This is a genomic window from Staphylococcus casei (assembly GCF_030294405.1).
GTDB classification, from domain to species: domain Bacteria; phylum Bacillota; class Bacilli; order Staphylococcales; family Staphylococcaceae; genus Staphylococcus; species Staphylococcus succinus.
On sequence record NZ_CP125718.1, the window covers coordinates 164,224 to 183,489 of the forward strand.

A 19,266-nucleotide genomic window follows, 5' to 3' on the forward strand; every position below is an offset into this window, starting at 1 on the left:
TCCTTATTATCGATTAGCTTTGTTCAAAGTATCTTGAACGCTCCCATGTTGTAACATATGAATCAAAATCATTTTGTTCTGTTTGAGCGGCGTGTAAATAATGTTGTGCGACATCTTCGCCAAGCACTGATTTAACTACATCACTGTTTTTCCAAGTGAGTATGGCTTCATGTAAAGATGAAGGTATACGTTCAACGTCATCTTGGTTATATGCGTTACCTTTTAATTCTTCGGAAAGTGGTATTTTATGTTCTATACCATATAAACCAGCACCGATTAATGCAGAGTATGCCAAGTAGGGATTCATGTCTGCGCCTGCAATACGAGATTCAAATCTTAAGGCATTACCACAACCTACCATACGATATCCAGCAGAACGGTTATCTTTGCTCCACGCAATACTGACTGGTGCCCATGAGTTAGGTGCAAAACGTTTATAGGAGTTCACATATGGCGCAAACATCAATGCAAAATCTCTTGTGTATTTGATAATGCCTGCTAAAAAGTGGCGCATAGTTTCGGACATTGGATTTTCAGCATCATTAGCATTATAAAATGCATTATTGTGAGTACCTTTTTCCATCATACTAAGGTGGATATGACCGCTAGAACCTGTCCATGCTTCGTATGGTTTAGCCATAAAAGTAACGGATTTATCATTTTGAATACAAATTTCTTTCATACCATGTTTAAACATTAAATGCTGATCGGCTGCTTTTAATGCATTTGAGTATTTTAAGTTAATTTCATGTTGTCCTTTGTAAGCTTCACCTTTAGATGATTCAATGACGATGCCCATCAGATGCATTTGATGTCTGATTTCTTGATAAATGGGCTCGTTTTTAGATCCTTGTAATAAGTTATAATCTTCATTTAAATGGCCAGCTGGTTCTAATTGACTGTATCCCTTTTTATTAATATTTGAGAAAGAATCATTAAATAAGTAAAATTCAAGCTCACTTGCCATATGTGGTGATAAACCATGAGCTTCAGCTTTTTCAATTTGTTTTTTAAGTATATTTCGGGGAGCAATTTCAATTTTTTCTTCACCATCAACGCTGTAAACATCACAAAATACTAAAGCTGTTCTTTCAAGCCAAGGTACTACTTTCAAAGTATCCAAATCAGGTTTAGCTAAATAATCTCCGTAGCCTTTGTCCCAATTCATATATTCGTATCCATCGTTTGTATCCATTTCAAAATTAGTACCTAATAAATAGTTACAAAAGTGTGTACCTTCTGAGATATCATTTTCTAAAATAAAATCACCTGTGATACGTTTTCCCATAAGGCGTCCCTGCATATCGCAAAATCCAAGTACGACAGTATCAATCTTTTCTTCTTTTACTAATTCGAGTAACTTATCTTTAGTAATGCTTCCAGTTATGTTTGATTCAGTCATAATATCTAACTCCTTTGAGTAATTAGTCTTGCAACGATAATGAAATATATTTTAATTCTAGGAATCCGTCTAAGCCATGATGTCCACCTTCGCGTCCCATGCCACTTTCTTTAATACCGCCAAAAGGTGCTTGAGGTACGCTAAGTTGTGTGCCATTGACACCAATCATGCCGAATTCAAGATTTTCACTCATTTTATAAATAGTATTAACATTATTAGTAAAGAAATAAGCAGCAAGGCCAAATTGAGAGGCATTCGCAATTTGGATTGCTTCATCTATAGTATCGAATTGAATGATTGGAGCTACGGGACCAAAAATTTCTTCTTGTGCAATTGCCATCGTATGTTTGACATTAGTAATAACAGTAGGTTCATAAAACAATCCGAAATCTGAGATAGCTGACTTTTGACCACCTGTTACAATTTGAGCGCCATTATCTTGTGCATCTGCGACTAATTTTTCCACTTTTTCAATTGCAGCAACGTTAATCAGTGGACCGACTTGAACACCAGCTTCAGTTGCAGGACCAACTTTCAATTGTTGAACACGTGAAACGATTTTTTCAGTCATTGCTGCTTTAATGTCTTTATGAACAAGAATTGTATTAATTCCGTTACACATTTGTCCTGTATTTTCGAATTTATTTTCCACGATTGCATCAGCGGCATTATCTAAGTCCGCATCTGGTAAAACAATTGTAGGGGCATTGCCACCAAGTTCTAATGAAATCCGTTTCACTTGATCAGCAGCTTGTTTCATTAATGTTTTACCAATAGCAGTTGATCCAGTAAATGAAATTTTACGTACTCTTTGATCACTAAATAATGTATTAGAAATCATTGATGAATGTCCGGTTATGATATTAGCCACGCCTTTATCAATATTTGTGGCCATTAATGCATCAAATATTGCAATAGCAATTCTTGGTGTTTCACTTGAAGGCTTTACAATTACTGTACAACCTGCAGCTAATGCTGGCGCTACTTTACGGGCAATCATTGCTCCTGGAAAGTTCCATGGGGTGATGAGACCACAGACCCCAACGGGCTGTTTAATAACAGAGATGCGCTGTTGAGGTGAAGATGGAGGAATGATTTCTCCGTAAATTCTTTTTCCTTCTTCTGCATTCCATTTGATGAATTTTGCGCATACACCAATTTCGCCATATGCTTCAGCAAAAGGTTTACCTTGTTCTTCACTCATGATGTGTGCAAGTTCATCTTGCTTGTTCAACAAATTGACGGCCCATTGATTTAAAATATCTCCACGTTGCTCTGCAGTGTATTTTGACCATTTTTTAAATGCTTGATGGGCTGATTCTATGGATTGCTTTACCTTATTTTCATCAATGCTTGGTACCTGACCGATGATATTTCCATTTGCTGGATTAATCACTTCCGTTGTTTCATCTGTACGAACTTTTTCACCGTTAATCCAATTGTAATTAAATTTTTCGACCATTTCATATCCCCCTTAATATAAAAAAGAGCCTACATAACCATCCTACAGATGTGTTATATAAGCCCCATTGCTTAATAATTATTCACTTTTAAAATAATGGCATCGTTTGAAAACGTATGCATTTAAGTTAGTTGAAGTTTACTAAATTTTCAAAACCTTGTCAATTTTCAATCATTAAATTATACTTTGAAAGAATTTACTATCGAAGGAGGAAATGTATATTATGACAAAAACGCTTAATTTATTATTGGATCTCATAGCATTTGATAGTTCGACTAAAGAAATGGCGAATGACACAATACAATATTGTTATGATTGGTTGAAAGAAGCATCACTTGATCCTGAGATACTATCGAATAATGGATATCAAATGTTAATTTGTAATGTAGGTAAAGGTGACAAGAAGCTTATTTTAAATGGGCATGTCGATGTCGTCAGTGGTAAGGCAAGCCAATTTAGCCCCGAAATTAAAGATGGTAAAGTTTATGGTAGGGGAACAGCTGACATGAAGGCTGGCGTAAGTGCGATGATGGTTGCTTTAACTGAGCTTCAAGAAAGTGATTTGAATGATACTACAGTTCAGTTACAGTTGATGTCTGATGAAGAAATCGGTGGTTATAATTGTGCCGCTTATTTAACAGAGCAAGGTTATTTAGGTGATTTTGTTATTTGTGCAGAACCAACTCAACTTGGTATTGGTTTTCAAGCGAAAGGGATTTTACAAATAGATATTGAACTAAGAGGTACTTCAGCACATAGTAGTAGGCCGTGGGAAGGAGAAAATGCAGTCGTAAAAGCTTTTGAATTATATCAACAGCTTATTAGCTTACCATTTGCTAAGGAAGCTACAAATATTTATGACCAACCTTCTATAAATTTAGCTAAAATTAGTGCTGGTGATGTATATAATAAGGTGCCAGATATATGTCAGATATCATTTGATATCCGTTATTTACCAACACAAAATCAAGACCAGATTATAAAAGAAATTGAAAGTATTACAGATGGTCATATTGATATTCACTTAGAAGGTGCAGCTGTCCAAAATGATGTAGATAACGTGTATATTCAAAAACTAATCAAACATATCAAGCAAGTCACTGGTGAAAGTTCTGTGGATATTTTTGGACAGCATGGCTATGCAGATACAAGATATTTTTCAAGATATCATGTACCTGCCATTGAATTTGGACCTAGTGGTGGCGCGTGGCATGGAGACGGTGAACATGCAGATATAGAATCTATAGAGGTTTTTAAAGATACCTTAGTTTCATTTGCGAAAAGATTTAATGACTAAAAGATAGATAATAATAAATGGTGATTGCAAAATGAGGCATGATAATAAATAAGGAGATCTATAAATATGTCTCCTTATTTATATTGGATATGAATATAAAGACCTACTTATAGCGTATATTCATGTTGTAGTATGCACAGTGCTTGTCATAACGTTACTAATATGAAGGGAGGAGATTCATCATGGAAGAAACAATATATTTAGCGGGAGGGTGCCTTTGGGGTGTCCAGGCATTTTTTAAGGTAATTCCTGGTGTAATTGACACAGAAGCAGGAAGAGCAAATGGGAAATCTCAAACCATCGATGGCGTTTACGATGGTTATACAGAATGTGTGAAAGTTACATTTAACACTGAAGTGATAACAGTTAAAGTATTAATGGGCCATCTGTTTGAAATTATTGATCCTTATAGTTTGAATAAACAAGGTGAAGATGTAGGATTAAAGTATCGTACTGGTGTTTACAGTGAGCAATCACATCATCTGAATGATGCTCAAAAATTTATTGCAAAAAGGGCTGATCGTACACATATTGCTGTTGAGGTATTACCATTAACAAACTATGTGAAAAGCTCAGAAGCACATCAAGATAGATTAGATAAGTTTCCTAACGATTATTGTCACATCCCAATAGAATTAATGAAAAAATACAAAAGAAACATTCAATCATAGCCTGAAAATATTACTTTTGTATGGTTGACAAATGATTTTAAAGGGCGTATTATTTGTGAATGTACAAGGGGTGTACTATGTATGGTAAATAGTGCACACGACGTAGAAAAGGTGTAGTAATGTATCTTTAAATCCCATTGCAAAGGAACTTTGATGCTATGGGTATAATTTTATTTTAATAGTACACGGGGTGTACAATATAAAGGAAAGGTAGTCAAAATATGTTTAATGAGTTCAAGTTTATATTCAGAAATAAAATGTTAGTTGTGGCGCTTTTTTCAGTTGCTATAGTGTCTATGCTTTACGTTGCACTGTTTGTTGGTTCAATTTGGGATCCATACGACAAAACAGATCAATTAAAAATTTCAATCGTTAACCATGATGAATCTGCGAAATTGAATGGTAAAAAGGTATCGATTGGTGATGATCTAGTTGATAAGTTAAAAGATAATGATAAATTTAAATTCCAAGAGGTTTCTGAAAAAGAAGCTTCAAAACAATTGAAAAAAGGGAATAGTGTAGGTACGATTATCGTCCCTAAAGATGCGTCTCATAATGCGACAACATTATTAGATAAACATCCGAAAAAGATTGATTTAGAAACACAAGTTAACCCGGGTTCTAGCTATACAGGTAGTCAGTCAGCACAAAAAGCAATTAATACAGTAACCGACACGATTAAAGATAATATTCGTTCAAATTACTTAGATGAATTATTTGCCAGTGCTAAGAAATCAAAATCGGGTTATGAAGATACATCAAATGCTTTAGGTAAAATGTCAGATTCAGAGTCACAATTGATTGATGGCAATGAACAAGTGACAGATGGTCTTAAACAATTGGCACCTTCAGTTGGTCAACCAGCACAACAATTAATTTCAGGTAACCAGCAAGTGACAGATGGTTTAAATCAGTTACAAGCTAATAATGATAAATTAAAAGAGAAAATCGATAGTTCAGTGACACAGCAAAAAAATGTAGCTTTTGAAAGTAAAAATGAGAAAGCGTTAAATAATGTGACAAAAGTGAATGAAAACAACCCTACACATGCCGATAAATATGGTGAGACAATCGTTCCTTATATGGCTAGTGTGAGTATATTTGTATCAGCAGTTTCATTCAGTGCGATATATCCATTGAGAAAAACAGTTGATAAAGGCGTATCTTCACTGAAACAAGCCTTAGGTAAATTGTTGTTATATATCATCCAAGGTTCGTTAACGGCATTACTTATGAGTAGTTGGGTTATCTTTGTATTCAACATGTCTATCGACAACGTAGGTAAATTTATATTGGTCGGATTGCTGTGGGCAATTGCTTCAATTACAATTACCACATTCTTAGGTTTATTCTTAGATAGAATTGGCTTATTCTTATCTATGTTGTTATTGATATTACAATTAAGTTCTAGTGAAGGTATGTTCCCAATTGAACAATCAGCACAGTTCTTTAGATGGATTCACCCATTTTCACCAATGTCATATGCAATTCAAGGTTATAGAGAAGCAATCTTTACGAATGCAGGACACTTTAGTTTTGCCTTCATCATAGTTGTATTGACAAGTATTATTGTAGGTATGATGTTATTACAATACTTGGTATTGTTATGGTTTAATAAAAGAGATAGAGTGCCGTTCTCAATGCAATTTAAGTAAAGTTCAGAAATAAGGGGAGTAACAGATGGAAAATGTTGATCAAACGATTGAAGTAGCGATTAATAAATTTCAAGTAGTCATGTTGCGTTTGAATAAAGAAATAGTCGAAATTGTTAAAGAAACTGGATTAGCCAATTTACTTTCTAGAGAACAAATTGAAGCGATGCGAATTATACAGACTGAAGGTAAAGTAACCATCAATGAATTAGCAACATTGCAAAATATATTTAAGACAGCAGCTTCTAAACGTGTGGCTAAATTAGAAGATATGGGATATGTTCAAAGAGCGCATTCGGACAATAAACGTATAAAGTTAATAATGTTAAGTGCGGAAGGTGAAGCATTTTTAAAAGAAGCAACTACTGTGATAACAAAAGCTGTGAAAGCACGTTTAGGCAATAAATTTACAACGGATGAGATAGAACAGTTCGTAGATCAGTTGACGCATATTGATGAAGTTTTTCGAGAAAGTAAAAGTTAATACTAACAAATAGTAAAAGTGGGAATATCGTGTCAATCTAAAACTGATAGAAGTCCTAGTCTGAAATGACTTGAACTTCTGTCAGTTTTTTTGTAGTATTTGGGTGCATACTTTTGCTAGTAAAATATTAGATTTACAATATTTTACATATATAATGTTGGTTATTCAATGTATACTGAAATTAAGAATAGAACGTGCATTAAATGTCTTAATTTTCTTACCTAAAAATGATTTGAAGGAGACTTTATTATGATAAAAAGAACAATAGAGCGTGTACTTTCATGGATTGGTATTGTTTTGCAGCTAATCGGAGTCGTTGCTATGGCACTTTTCTTACCTTTAATGGGGAATAGTGACTTTAAAGATACAGTAGTTCAAAGTATGCAAGAACAAGATAGTAGTTTCACCAAGCAAGACAGTACAGAAATATTGGATATATTGAGTAGTCTGATTACATTTGGATTGGTATTCTCTATTATTGTACTTATCATAGCCATTATTGCTGCTACACTTATTGGTAAGAAAGCAAAATTAGCTGGAGTTTTGTTAATTATTGCTGGAGTTATTTCTATATTAGGCAACTGGATTAATGCCATTTTATGGATTGTAGCTGGTATCATGCTATTAGTTAGAAAACCTAAAAAAGACAATGATGATAATCAATTTTATACACAAGATGATGAGTTAGAATATTTGGATAAAGAGGAACAATCAGCTTCTCAACCGCAAAATGATCGAGATAATAATTATAAGTATTAATTAGAATGTAAAATATGATGAATTAATTTAAGAAAGTCTAAAAAGCCTAGAATGTCCATGTGAGCATTCTAGGCTTTTTAAGTAGAGATGTTGGTGAATGAATACATTACTAAAATAACGGAATGTATATTTAGTGACATTATTGTCATAACAGATGACTTGAGGTAGATAAATACGCTATGATATTTGTAAGCATTTTACTTAATTAAAAGTGTTGGTTTTTAACTTTTATAAAGTGATATGACAATACTTTATAAAAATTAAATAATCATTTATATAAATGAGGTGAGTCAAATGATGATATTAGTGATGTTATCTCCATTGTTGGTAGTTGGTTTTATCATAATGGCTATTATGGAAGAGAAGAAAAGAAAAAAATAAGTGTCACACACAAAGCAGCTCAGTAGATAGGGGAGGGCATATGAAAGTCTAATCATTATGAAAAAGGAAAGTAATAGCATTGGTCATACTGACGTTTGTCTGACCGAAGACTGACGACCGCCTTAATGTACGTGATTTCTTGGTGGAGTATAGATTTTGAAAAATGGATATACGATGTTGTAAGCCAAATGGGTGTGTTTGACGTGAAACATTTTTGAATGGCTGCTAGAAGACTTGAAATTACTATGTTGTAAAATGAGTGTTTTAGTCACAAATAGCATATTCTCATGTATAATTCCGGGTAAGGGGGGTTATGCTATGAGTGAAATGTTGTACATCTTGCAAACTGTACTATTGCCCATTTTTATCATGATCATTTTAGGTTTTGTTTTGCACAAGAAATTCACATTAGACTTAAATACGCTAGCGAAATTAAACATATATGTTTTCGTACCAGGGTTTATATTTGTTAAATTTTACAAAACAAAATTTGAACTAAGTTTATTATTTTATATTGTTGTATTTTTTATAATTTACATGCTGGTATTGTATATTTTAGGGCGTGTAATAGCGAAGTTGAGGAAAGGCGACAAAGGGGAAGCCACGACGCTGACCAACAGTATTTTATTTTTTAATTCTGGAAATTATGGAGTTCCTGTAAATGACTTAGTATTTAAAGGGGACCCATTAGCGATGTCAGTGCAAGTCATTGTACTTTCGTTGCAGAATATATTTACTTTTTCGTACGGCGTTTTCGCTATTCAATCCATACAAATTGGTAAATTAAAAGCTTTGGTTGGATATTTTAAAATGCCTGTATTATATGCTTTATTACTAGCAATTATATTGAATTATAATCATGTACCCATTCCTAAATTTATTTGGACGCCAGCAAATTATGTCGCTGACGCTATGATTGCAATTGCCTTATTATTACTTGGGGCCCAAATTGCGAACATTAAATTTAGTTTGAAATTATCTGCCTCATACATATATATATTAATTAGACTTATCATTGGACCGATCATTGGGCTTGTGATTATTAAGCTTATGGGGATAGAAGGCATTATTGCTCAAACCTTGTTTATTGCCTCAGCCATGCCAACATCAGTAAATAGTTCAGTCATTGCGCAAGAATACGATAATAATCCTGAACTTGCAGCAGAATTGGTGTTTTTATCTACTTTATTTAGTGCGATTACGGTTGTTATAGTTATTTATTGCTCTAAGATATTATTTTAATAAATCTGTATATTAAGCAAACTCAAAAAGGATAACACTCATCTGACAAGATGGTGTTATCCTTTTTGTTTGTAGAAATTCATGAGGCCTATTTAACTTAAAATTCTACAACTGTATATTGTTTCAAAACTTTTTTGAACGGGCTTTGAGGTTTGTCCCCTTCTTTAGCTTTTTTATTCATTTCTTTATGTTCAGCCACGTGAGATGGTCTGGATACCCAAGCTTGGAAGTGTTGCTTTTCTTGCCATTTACTGACAATAACGTACTCGACTTCATCACCTTTGGATTTTGTCCATACCTCTGCATCGATTAAACCGTCAACATCCACTAATTCATTGGCATTTTTTTTGACTTTATCATACAGCTTTTGTTCGTTTTCTTTAGTTGTTGAAAATGCTACTTCAGTAATAAACATGATGGACCTCCTTAAAAAATTAAATATGATATTTATGCTATCACTTTTAAAATTTTTTCTCTAGCGAAATTTTTAAAGCATTTGATTTTTATTTTTAACGTGTTATAACTAGTTCTTGTAAAAACTAAAAACAGTATGACGATATATTATTTTTGAAAATCTACTTAAAAAGGACGATTAAATTGACTGAAGCTGTATTAGGCATCGATATAGGCACGAGCTCTGTAAAAGCAATCGCAGTAACTAGAAATGGTGAAGTAATAAAAACAATAAGTGAATCTTTAAAAATAATACAACATCAATCTGGGTTTAATGAACAATGTCCAAACGATTGGTTTGAAGCTACTCAAAGTTGTATTAAACAATTATTAAGCACACATGAAATGCAGCATATTGATGTTAAGGGACTATCGTTATCGGGACAAATGCATAGTTTAGTTATATTAGACCATGCGCATCAACCGATACGTGATGCCATTTTATGGAATGACACTAGGTCAACCATACAGTGCGAACAAATTAAAAAGGAATTAGGAGAATATGTATTATCAAACCCTGTGTTAGAAGGATTTACCTTAACCAAATTATTATGGATTAAAGATAATGAACCACATAATTGGGAGAAGATAAAGGTCTTTTTACTCCCTAAAGATTATGTGCGTTTCAAATTAACTGGAAAAATAAATATGGAATACTCTGATGCATCTAGTACGTTACTGTTAAATCCTAAGGAAAAAGCATGGTCTAAAGAAATAGGGAGACGATTTGGTCTTCGTGATATATATCCAGACCTTGTCGCATCACATGATTTCGTGGGATATATCGATGCTTCTATTGCTAATAATCTAGGATTTACTAATGACGTAGCCGTCTTCGCAGGCGGGGGTGATAATGCTTGTGGTGCATTGGGAGCTGGTGTCACTCAGGTTGATGAAACATTGTGCAGTATAGGGACCTCGGGGGTTATCTTGGCATGTGAAAATGCACAAGACGCAGTATATAAACAAAATATACATTACTTTAATCATGCTATGGACCAAATGTCTTATGTTATGGGGGTTACACTGGCAGCTGGTGATAGTCTGCATTGGTTACGTAATAAAGTATTGTCAAATCTGAGCTTTGAACAAATTATAGATTTAGCAAGTCAATCACCATTAGGAAGTCGAGGGTTACTGTTTACGCCATATTTATCTGGGGAACGCACGCCTCATGGAGATGCCAGTATTAGAGGGAGTTTTATAGGTCTTAGTATGTTGCATAATAATAGCGATATAGCAAGATCAGTGATTGAGGGTATTACATTTTCGCTCTATGAATCTATCAAATACTTACGTGAAAGTGGTAAGAATATTCGACATATTGTATCGATTGGTGGAGGTTCTAAAAGTGACTTTTGGTTACAATTACAAGCGGATATCTTTGATGCAAAGATTAGTCGGCTTAAATATGAAGAAGGTCCGTGTATGGGCGCGGCGATCTTAGCTGTCTGTGGGTTGGGATGGTATAATCATTTGGAAGAAATTATTCAGAAATTCATATGTTATGAACAATCTTTTGCACCACGTCAACAATATCATCAATCGTACGTGAAATACTTTGAAGTGTACGAAGCAGTATATCGTCAAACACAACCCTTAACGCAACGCTTATTAAAATTATCTGAAGAATCAAAATGATTATAATTTGGAATTTTCTGTGGTTAGAGATATGATAAAGTTAATCTTATATTTCGGAGTAGCATTTGTCTTTTCTTAACAAAGAAACTTGAAAAGATAAAGATAATGCGTTAGATTGAATGTAATAATTCTTGCAATAAAAGTAAATGTAATTTATATAATTTAAAATTTAATAGATGCTTGACCACTGGAAGTGCCTTTTAATAAAGGCTGAGACCGAAGTAGCAACTGAGGGATTCCTTGAACCTGATCCAGCTTATACTGGCGTAGGAAAGTGGCGTTATAGACAATGTATATTCGTTAATTCAACGTTATTTTTCCAGCCGGAGAAATAACGTTTTTTTTATTATTTGAGGTGAGAAAATTGTTTGTTGCAATTACACAGTATGATTATTTGTCGAAACAAGACGCTAAACATTATCAACACATTGAACAGTATATTGATTACCTGATTGTCAGAACGCCGATGCCCACGGCCATGTTAGTGTCATGGATAACGGACCTCATACAATATGGTTTTCCTAAAGACAAAGTGATTATCCACGACAATGTTTGTGTCTTAAGACGTTGTGATTTAAAGGCAATCCATTTTAGAGAATGCGATGCACGCGTGAAACGTTTTAAATATAATCAACCGGAAATTCAAGTGAGTATGTCGACACATAGTCAAATGGCTATTAGGTATGCTGAGCAATTAAATCTAGACTTCGTATTGTTTGGTCATGTGTTCGAAACCAATTCTAAAGCTGGAAAAATGCCGAGAACAACGGCTGAAATAATTGAAGCGGTTAATAGCAAAATTCCTGTTATTGCGTTGGGTGGTATTAATCAACAAACCTTAAAGCAATTACCTAAAGGATTCAATGGCATAGCAGGTATATCTATTTTTCAGAGGAAAAGTAACACCAATATAGGTCGTCTAAAGGAGGTTTGGATTGAATATGTATGATGCCATCATTGTTGGTTCAGGTGTTATAGGAATGTCAGTGGCAAGAACAATGAGTGAATTGGGAATGCATATTGCTATTGTAGATCGTGATGTCCCAGGCATGCATGCGTCATACAAAGCAGGAGGTATGCTGGGCGCACAGAATGAATTTACGGAAGAAAGTAGTCTTTTTCATCTAGCTCAAACTTCTCAAAGCATGTTTGAAGATTTACGTAACAGTTTGTTAGATGAAGTAGGGGTAGATATTGAATATTTAAGTAGTGGCTTAATTAAAATGGCTGCAAATTTTGAAGATAACGTCAATGTCATACAACAATATCAATTTTTACACCAGTACGATCATTCAGTAAAGATGCTATCTTCTGAAGGATTGTCGCGACTTTCTAACGGCAGTATGATATCAGATGGTTTATCAGCTATACATATTCCTAATGATCATCAAATTAATGCGAATCATTATACTAAAGCACTTTTGAAATCATTAAGCCATCGTCATATCCATCGTATTTATAATACGGAAGTTCATAACATTGAGTGTCATCATCTTGGCGGTTATCGCGTTGTGACGAAAGATGAAGTGCTATTATCAGAAAAGGTAATAGTGGCAGGAGGCGCTTGGAGTGGTAAATTATTGAATAACTATATGTCACAAAATCAAGTCACTGGTATCAAAGGTGAGGCGTTACTTGTTGAACATAGTAAGTTGGATTTGAAAACCACACTCTTTATGACAAATGGTTGTTATATCATACCTAAAATGAACCAGCGTTATTTAATTGGAGCTACTAGTTACATGGATGATTTTTCAGTTGGTGTGTCAGAAAGCGGAAAGCAATGGTTGCTAACGCAAGCGATACAGTATGTGCCTAAGCTAAAAGAGAGTCAGTTATTAAAGCAATGGTCGGGGATCAGGCCATATTGTACAAATGAAGAACCTATTATGGATGAAATAGATAAAGGGTTGTTTGTCATTACTGGCCATTATCGTAATGGTATTTTACTTTCACCATACATAGGATCATTAATGGGTAGATGGATTCAAAGTGGTCATAGACCTACGCAACTCGAAGATTTTCAATTTGAAGGGAGCCAAAAAAATGAGATGTATCATAAACGGTGATCATTTTACATTTGAGAAATCATTAAATATTCAAGAATTAATACGTGAGATTGGTTTAGATGAGCAACGCGTCATAGTAGAACACAATGAGGAACTCATCAGTCAAAAACAATTTCCAACACAAATAGTTAACGACAAAGATTGTTTAGAATTACTAGAATTTGTAGGAGGCGGATAGGATGTTCAATATAGGACCATTCACATTAAATTCAAGATTATTATTAGGTACTGGAAAATTTGAAGATGAGCTCACACAAACAAAAGCAATTAATGCTTCAGAGACGGAAGTATTAACATTTGCTGTACGTCGAATGAACTTATATGACAAAAATTTACCGAATCCTTTAGCTAAAGTAGATTTAACAAAATTTACTACCTTTCCAAATACAGCAGGCGCTAAATCAGCAAAAGAAGCGGTGCGTATTGCTGAAATTGCAAATCATGCCGGCGTTTGTGACATGATTAAAGTAGAGGTTATCGGTGATGACGAAACGTTATTACCAGATCCAATAGAAACGTATGAAGCATGCAAAATATTATTAGAAAAAGGTTATATAGTATGTCCTTATATTTCGAACGATGTTGTATTGGCTAAACGTTTAGAAACATTAGGTGTTCATGCAGTCATGCCACTGGCGTCACCTATAGGTACGGGGAGAGGCATTAATAATCCTTTGAATTTACGTTATATTATTGAGCGTGCTCATGTACCAGTTATTGTAGATGCAGGTATTGGATCACCTAAAGATGCTTGTCATGCAATGGAGTTAGGTGCAGACGGTATCTTATTGAACACAGCAATCTCAAGTGCACAAGACCCAGTAAAAATGGCTGAAGCAATGAAATTAGGTATTCATGCAGGTCGAATGAGCTATGAAGCAGGAAGAATACCAGTGAAATATACAGCGCAAGCAAGTAGTCCAACTGAAGGTATAGGATTCTTATGACACAACGCTATAATCGTCAAATTCGGTATGATGCTTTTGGTGAAAGTGGCCAACATCAATTGCAACATACGCACGTTATGATCATGGGAGCAGGTGCACTTGGGAGTCATTGTGCAGAATTATTAACACGTATGGGCGTGGGAAAACTGACAATTATAGATATGGACATTGTAGAGGAATCTAATCTACATAGACAAGCATTATATGATGAAAAAGATGCCGCACAAATGCTTCCTAAAGTTGTAGCGCTAAAGGAGAAACTTGAATGTATCAATAGCGAAGTAGGTATTACAGCAGTTTATCAAGAGCTGACAAATACTAATATAGAAGCAATAATCAATGAATATCACCCACATATCATTATGGACGGCATGGATCATTTTGCGATTAGATATTTAATCAATGAAATTTGTCACAAATATCGTCTCCCATGGATTTATGGTGCAGCAGTAGGCAGTAAAGGTACTGTTTATGGTATCGATTATTAAGGCCCTTGTTTGAAATGTTTACTAGAAACTATACCTTCAACTGGAGAAAGTTGTGCCATTAATGGGGTCTTACCACCAGTGATTTATCAAGTTGCAAGTGCAGAAGTATCAGAATTAATTAGGTGGGTATCGGGGTATGGTTTTTCCCACAAACTTTTAACGATGGATTGTTTTAAGATGAACTTTAAAGCATTGAATATGAATAAGCTGAAAAACGATGATTGCGATGTTTGTGAATTAGGTGAATATAAGTTACTGAATCATCCCAGACAAAATAAAATAGAAAAACAATGTGGAGATGCATTTTTGCTAAGATTTAATCACAAACTGTTTGATCATGTGGATTATTTGCCTGTTACAGTGGTTAGGCATAACCCATTTGCAAAAGTAATGCGCTATGATGATTGTCAAATGACTGTATTTAAAGATGGTCGAATGAATGTGTATGGCATTGAAAATGAGCAACAAGCGAGAGCGTTATACGAAAAATTTGTTAAATGTTTGAAGTGATAAGGTTGAGTTGTTAATCGTCTTATCGAAATCGATGTATTATTGAATATTTATAAGCGGTGCAGTCTTATAATCTTAAAAATTATAAGACTGCACCTTTTTGAGAAAGCAACTAAAGTTCATAAAAATTTCTAATTGTTATGGCAAATTTGTTAACGACCTACCTCTGAATTGAAACACTACATATAGTGTTCTATATTTTATTTAGATACAATATATAGAATGAGAGGGGATAATATGAATAACTTAGAAACGGATTTAAAAAACTTGATTACTAAAGATCCAACGGTAGTGAACGAAAATGCCAATAAAGATAGTGCGACATTTTCAACGATGAGAGATTTAACAGCAGGTGTTGTGTCTAAATCATATGCTTTAAATCACTTACTACCCAAAGAGGTAGCTGAAGCGCACAAACAAGGAGATATTCACTTTCATGATTTGGACTATCATCCATTTCAACCACTGACGAATTGTTGTTTGATTGATGCTGAAAGTATGTTGGCGCATGGTTTTCAAATCGGAAACGCAACGGTGACATCACCAAAATCAATTCAAACAGCTTCGGCACAATTAGTACAAATTATTGCTAATGTGTCGAGTAGTCAATATGGTGGGTGTACGATAGATCGAGTAGATGAATTATTAAGCAAATATGCCAAGTTCAATGAAAATAAACATCGAAAGATTGCTAGAAGATTTGTAGATACTAAAGATATAGAGTCATATGTTGATTATCAAGTTACACAAGATATTGGAGATGCCATTGAAAGTTTAGAATATGAAATCAATACGCTATATACATCAAATGGTCAAACGCCATTTGTGACACTTGGTTTTGGTCTTGGTGTAGATCAATATAGTCGTAAAATCCAACAAGCCATTTTACATACGAGAATTAAAGGATTAGGTAAAGATCGCATTACTGCTATTTTTCCTAAATTAGTATTTTCTATTAAAAAAGGGGTTAATTTTAGTCCTAGCGATCCTAACTATGATATTAAACAACTCGCATTACAATGTTCTATGAAGCGTATGTATCCAGATATTTTGAATTACGATAAAACGGTAGAACTTCTTGGCGATTTTAAAGCGCCCATGGGATGTCGCTCATTTTTACCATCTTGGAAGGATGTAGATGGTAACTTTGAAAATAATGGAAGATGTAATTTGGGGGTGGTCACGCTAAATGTGCCACGTATTGCTTTAGAATCTAAAGGAGATATTGAAGTGTTTTGGAAATTGTTTCATGAACGCATGGTCATTATGCATGATGCGTTAGTTTATCGTATCCAACGCATTGCTGAAGCTACGCCAGATAATGCACCAATTCTGTATAAAAATGGTGCTTTCAAACGGCGTTTAGAGGATGGGGACAATATCATGAACTTGTTTAAAGGGCAACGTGCAACAATATCAATGGGATATATTGGATTATACGAAGCTGCTACTGTCTTCTATGGAGCTGAATGGGAATCTAAGTCGAAAGCTAAGGCGTTTACATTAGACATACTTAAAGCGATGAAAATATATCAACAACGTTGGACGGAAACATATGACATATGGTTTAGTGTTTACAGTACGCCTAGTGAATCATTAACGGATCGATTTTGTAGACTGGATAGAGAAAGATTTGGCGATATCTCAGATATTACAGATAAGGGGTATTATCAAAATTCATTTCACTATGATGTTAGAAAAGATATCACGCCTTTTGAAAAAATAGATTTTGAAAAAGACTATCCTGTTTATGCAAGTGGTGGTTATATTCATTATTGTGAATATCCTAAATTAAATCATAATTTGAAAGCGCTCGAATCAGTGTGGGATTATTCATATGATAAAGTGAGTTATCTTGGTACAAATATTCCTATTGATCATTGTCGATTATGTGATTTCCATGGTGATTTTAAAACCACAGAAACGGGATATCAATGTCCAGAGTGTGGTAACGATGATCCAACAACTGTAGATGTGGTGAAAAGAACTTGTGGTTATTTAGGTAATCCTGTCCAACGACCTACCATTGAGGGACGTCATAAAGAAATGTGCGCGCGCGTTAAACATTTGAAAGATGCGACATCATGAAAATGCTGGACATAGTAAATGGACAGGGGTACATAGCAAAGATAGAATCGCAAAGTTTTGTTGATGGTGAAGGGGTAAGATGCAGTATATATGTTTCTGGATGTCCTTTTGCTTGTGAAAATTGTTATAACAAAGTAGCGCAAAATTTTAGATATGGTGAACGATTTAATGATGTTATGTTAGAAGAAATTTTAGATTATTGTGAACCTAATTATATTGATGGACTAAGTATATTAGGTGGTGAACCCTTTTGTAATCTGGACATCACATTACAATGTGCAAGGGCGTTTAGAAAGCGGTTTGGTCATTCAAAGCGGTTGTGGGTTTGGACAGGATTCTTATATGAATATTTAGTCCGAGAGACTAATGAACGTAAAGTGTTACTTGAACTTGTTGACGTCTTAGTTGATGGTCCATTCCTTACACATTTGTACAAGACACATTTGTACAAGCCTAATCTTCCCTATAAAGGTTCGTTAAACCAACGGATTATAGATGTCCAAACTTCTTTGAAGAAACATCAAATATGTGAATATATCAAAAGTTAAAAACAGCTACTATTTATTAAAAGAGCAGTGGTTATGAATCATCATAACCACTGCTCTCTTTTGTATTGAAATTCATAGGCGTTTGCTAATGATAAATGCGTTAATTTTTTAAATGTTTTTGAACAGCAGGAATAATTTCGTTACCAATAAGTTCAATATTTTTCATGATTTGATTAAATGGAACGCCACCGAAATCAATTTGTCCCATGAATCGTTGATGATGATACAACTCATGTTGGTAAAGTATTTTTTCTATAATTTGTTGTGGGCTGCCCACCATTAAAGCATCTCTATAATCTGGCGCATTATCGAATTGTTGTTTAGGGTAACCGTTCCCTCTAATAAATGATGTGCCTACGTTAAGGTGTGGGTAAAATTCTTTTAAAGCATCCTGAGTTGTTTCCGCAGTATAAAATAGGCTAGCAGTTGAAACGGGTAAGACTTCCGGAGAAGTATCAAAACCATGTGCTTTAGCAGTTGAGCGATAAACATCTATTGAGTTTTTAAACGTTTGAGCAGGACCACCCAATGTGGTAATCATCATCGGTATACCTTGACGTCCAGCTTTGATTGCACTATCAGGGCCGCCGCCAACAGCACGCCAGATAGGAAGTACGTCATCAATAGGTCTAGGAAATATTTTCATATTATTTAAATCAGGTCTAAATTTGCCAGACCATGTTATTTTATCATTTTGATTAAGATCTAATAATAAATTGAGCTTTTCTTCATATAATTCATCGTAATCGTTGATGTCTAAGCCAAATAAATCGAACAGTCCAGTTCGTGATGCTCTGCCTGCTACAATTTCTGCGCGACCATGTGAAATCAAATCAAGTGTGGCAAAATCTTCGAAGACTCTAACTGGATCTGCTGCACTGATAATTGATGATGAGCTAGACACTTTAATGCTATTGGTGGCTTGTGCAATAGCGCCAAGTACAACAGTGTGTGCTTGTGTCGTGAAATGTTCTTGATGACTTTCACCAACAGCGAAGACATCCATGCCTGCTTGTTCAGCTAACTGGCTAGCTTCTATGAGTTCTTGAATACGTTGTTCGTAACTAATCTTTTGACCGTTTGTTGGATTAAGCAGATGGTCTCCGAGTGAGTAGATACCAAATTCTAGCGCTTTATTTTTATTAATGTTTAATTGTGCCACGATATGTGCC

Annotated in this window: 17 protein-coding genes, 1 pseudogene and 1 riboswitch; of the genes and pseudogenes, 14 read left to right on the forward strand and 4 right to left on the reverse strand. The window is 34.6% G+C overall.

All coding sequences use genetic code 11. The annotated features are described in order from the left end of the window. Positions 1–13: 13 nt before the first annotated feature. A complete protein-coding gene (locus QMO72_RS00715) occupies positions 14–1,402 on the reverse strand; it encodes a glutamine synthetase family protein (RefSeq protein ID WP_103268160.1) in 1,389 nt (462 codons plus the stop codon). A gap of 22 nt (positions 1,403–1,424) precedes the next feature. Further along, the gene (locus QMO72_RS00720; protein WP_103268159.1) at positions 1,425–2,864 is read right to left on the reverse strand and encodes an NAD-dependent succinate-semialdehyde dehydrogenase; all 1,440 of its coding nucleotides are present in this window, start codon (positions 2,862–2,864) and stop codon (positions 1,425–1,427) included. Between the two features lie 223 nt (positions 2,865–3,087). Between QMO72_RS00720 and QMO72_RS00725 the strand changes: the two genes are divergently transcribed. The 6 genes from QMO72_RS00725 to QMO72_RS00750 all read left to right on the forward strand — a co-directional run bounded on the left by QMO72_RS00725 (position 3,088) and on the right by QMO72_RS00750 (position 9,350). Then, complete coding sequence (locus tag QMO72_RS00725) at positions 3,088–4,161, forward strand: M20 family metallopeptidase (RefSeq protein ID WP_103268158.1); 1,074 nt, start codon at positions 3,088–3,090, stop codon at positions 4,159–4,161. 182 nt (positions 4,162–4,343) lie between these two features. Further along, the gene (locus QMO72_RS00730; RefSeq protein ID WP_103268157.1) at positions 4,344–4,832 is read left to right on the forward strand and encodes a peptide-methionine (S)-S-oxide reductase; all 489 of its coding nucleotides are present in this window, start codon (positions 4,344–4,346) and stop codon (positions 4,830–4,832) included. Between the two features lie 221 nt (positions 4,833–5,053). Beyond that, positions 5,054–6,487, forward strand: coding sequence for a YhgE/Pip family protein (locus QMO72_RS00735; RefSeq protein WP_069823698.1), 1,434 nt, complete (start codon positions 5,054–5,056; stop codon positions 6,485–6,487). A gap of 25 nt (positions 6,488–6,512) precedes the next feature. Continuing rightward, the gene (locus QMO72_RS00740; RefSeq protein WP_069823699.1) at positions 6,513–6,968 is read left to right on the forward strand and encodes a MarR family winged helix-turn-helix transcriptional regulator; all 456 of its coding nucleotides are present in this window, start codon (positions 6,513–6,515) and stop codon (positions 6,966–6,968) included. A 249-nt stretch (positions 6,969–7,217) separates the two neighbouring features. After that, positions 7,218–7,727, forward strand: a complete 510-nt coding sequence (locus QMO72_RS00745; protein WP_103268156.1) for a DUF4064 domain-containing protein — start codon at positions 7,218–7,220, stop codon at positions 7,725–7,727. Positions 7,728–8,426: 699 nt separating this feature from the next. Beyond that, the gene (locus QMO72_RS00750) at positions 8,427–9,350 is read left to right on the forward strand and encodes an AEC family transporter (protein ID WP_103268155.1); all 924 of its coding nucleotides are present in this window, start codon (positions 8,427–8,429) and stop codon (positions 9,348–9,350) included. A 97-nt stretch (positions 9,351–9,447) separates the two neighbouring features. Here the strand turns inward: QMO72_RS00750 and QMO72_RS00755 are convergent, their stop codons facing one another. After that, entirely contained in the window at positions 9,448–9,765 is a 318-nt protein-coding gene (locus tag QMO72_RS00755; protein ID WP_103268154.1) for an antibiotic biosynthesis monooxygenase family protein, read from the reverse strand. A gap of 182 nt (positions 9,766–9,947) precedes the next feature. Here QMO72_RS00755 and xylB point away from each other — a divergent pair, with 182 nt between their 5' ends. The 8 genes and pseudogenes from xylB (at position 9,948) to nrdG (ending at position 18,094) form a co-directional block, all read left to right on the forward strand. Further along, entirely contained in the window at positions 9,948–11,444 is a 1,497-nt protein-coding gene (gene xylB / locus QMO72_RS00760; protein ID WP_103268153.1) for a xylulokinase, read from the forward strand. A 179-nt stretch (positions 11,445–11,623) separates the two neighbouring features. After that, positions 11,624–11,734, forward strand: a riboswitch (TPP riboswitch). 65 nt (positions 11,735–11,799) lie between these two features. Next, a complete protein-coding gene (locus tag QMO72_RS00765) occupies positions 11,800–12,393 on the forward strand; it encodes a thiamine phosphate synthase (protein WP_286093216.1) in 594 nt (197 codons plus the stop codon). Then, positions 12,386–13,513: an NAD(P)/FAD-dependent oxidoreductase gene (locus tag QMO72_RS00770; protein ID WP_103268167.1), complete on the forward strand. Its 1,128-nt coding sequence runs from the start codon at positions 12,386–12,388 to the stop codon at positions 13,511–13,513. The genes QMO72_RS00765 and QMO72_RS00770 overlap by 8 nt, the downstream gene beginning before the upstream one ends. Next, entirely contained in the window at positions 13,491–13,691 is a 201-nt protein-coding gene (gene thiS / locus QMO72_RS00775; RefSeq protein WP_069823706.1) for a sulfur carrier protein ThiS, read from the forward strand. The genes QMO72_RS00770 and thiS overlap by 23 nt, the downstream gene beginning before the upstream one ends. A 1-nt stretch (position 13,692) precedes the next feature. Continuing rightward, positions 13,693–14,460, forward strand: coding sequence for a thiazole synthase (locus QMO72_RS00780; protein ID WP_103268151.1), 768 nt, complete (start codon positions 13,693–13,695; stop codon positions 14,458–14,460). Next, positions 14,457–15,458: pseudogene (locus tag QMO72_RS00785) on the forward strand (ThiF family adenylyltransferase). Before QMO72_RS00780 ends, QMO72_RS00785 begins: the two are co-directional and overlap by 4 nt. Before the next feature lie 237 nt (positions 15,459–15,695). Next, the gene (gene nrdD, locus QMO72_RS00790) at positions 15,696–17,546 is read left to right on the forward strand and encodes an anaerobic ribonucleoside-triphosphate reductase (RefSeq protein ID WP_103268149.1); all 1,851 of its coding nucleotides are present in this window, start codon (positions 15,696–15,698) and stop codon (positions 17,544–17,546) included. Then, positions 17,543–18,094: an anaerobic ribonucleoside-triphosphate reductase activating protein gene (gene nrdG / locus QMO72_RS00795; protein ID WP_103268148.1), complete on the forward strand. Its 552-nt coding sequence runs from the start codon at positions 17,543–17,545 to the stop codon at positions 18,092–18,094. Before nrdD ends, nrdG begins: the two co-directional genes overlap by 4 nt. 100 nt (positions 18,095–18,194) lie before the next feature. Here the strand turns inward: nrdG and QMO72_RS00800 are convergent, their stop codons facing one another. Then, positions 18,195–19,256 carry an LLM class flavin-dependent oxidoreductase gene (locus tag QMO72_RS00800; RefSeq protein ID WP_103268147.1) on the reverse strand — a complete coding sequence of 354 codons (1,062 nt, stop codon included), beginning with the start codon at positions 19,254–19,256 and terminating at the stop codon, positions 18,195–18,197. Positions 19,257–19,266 lie beyond the last annotated feature (10 nt).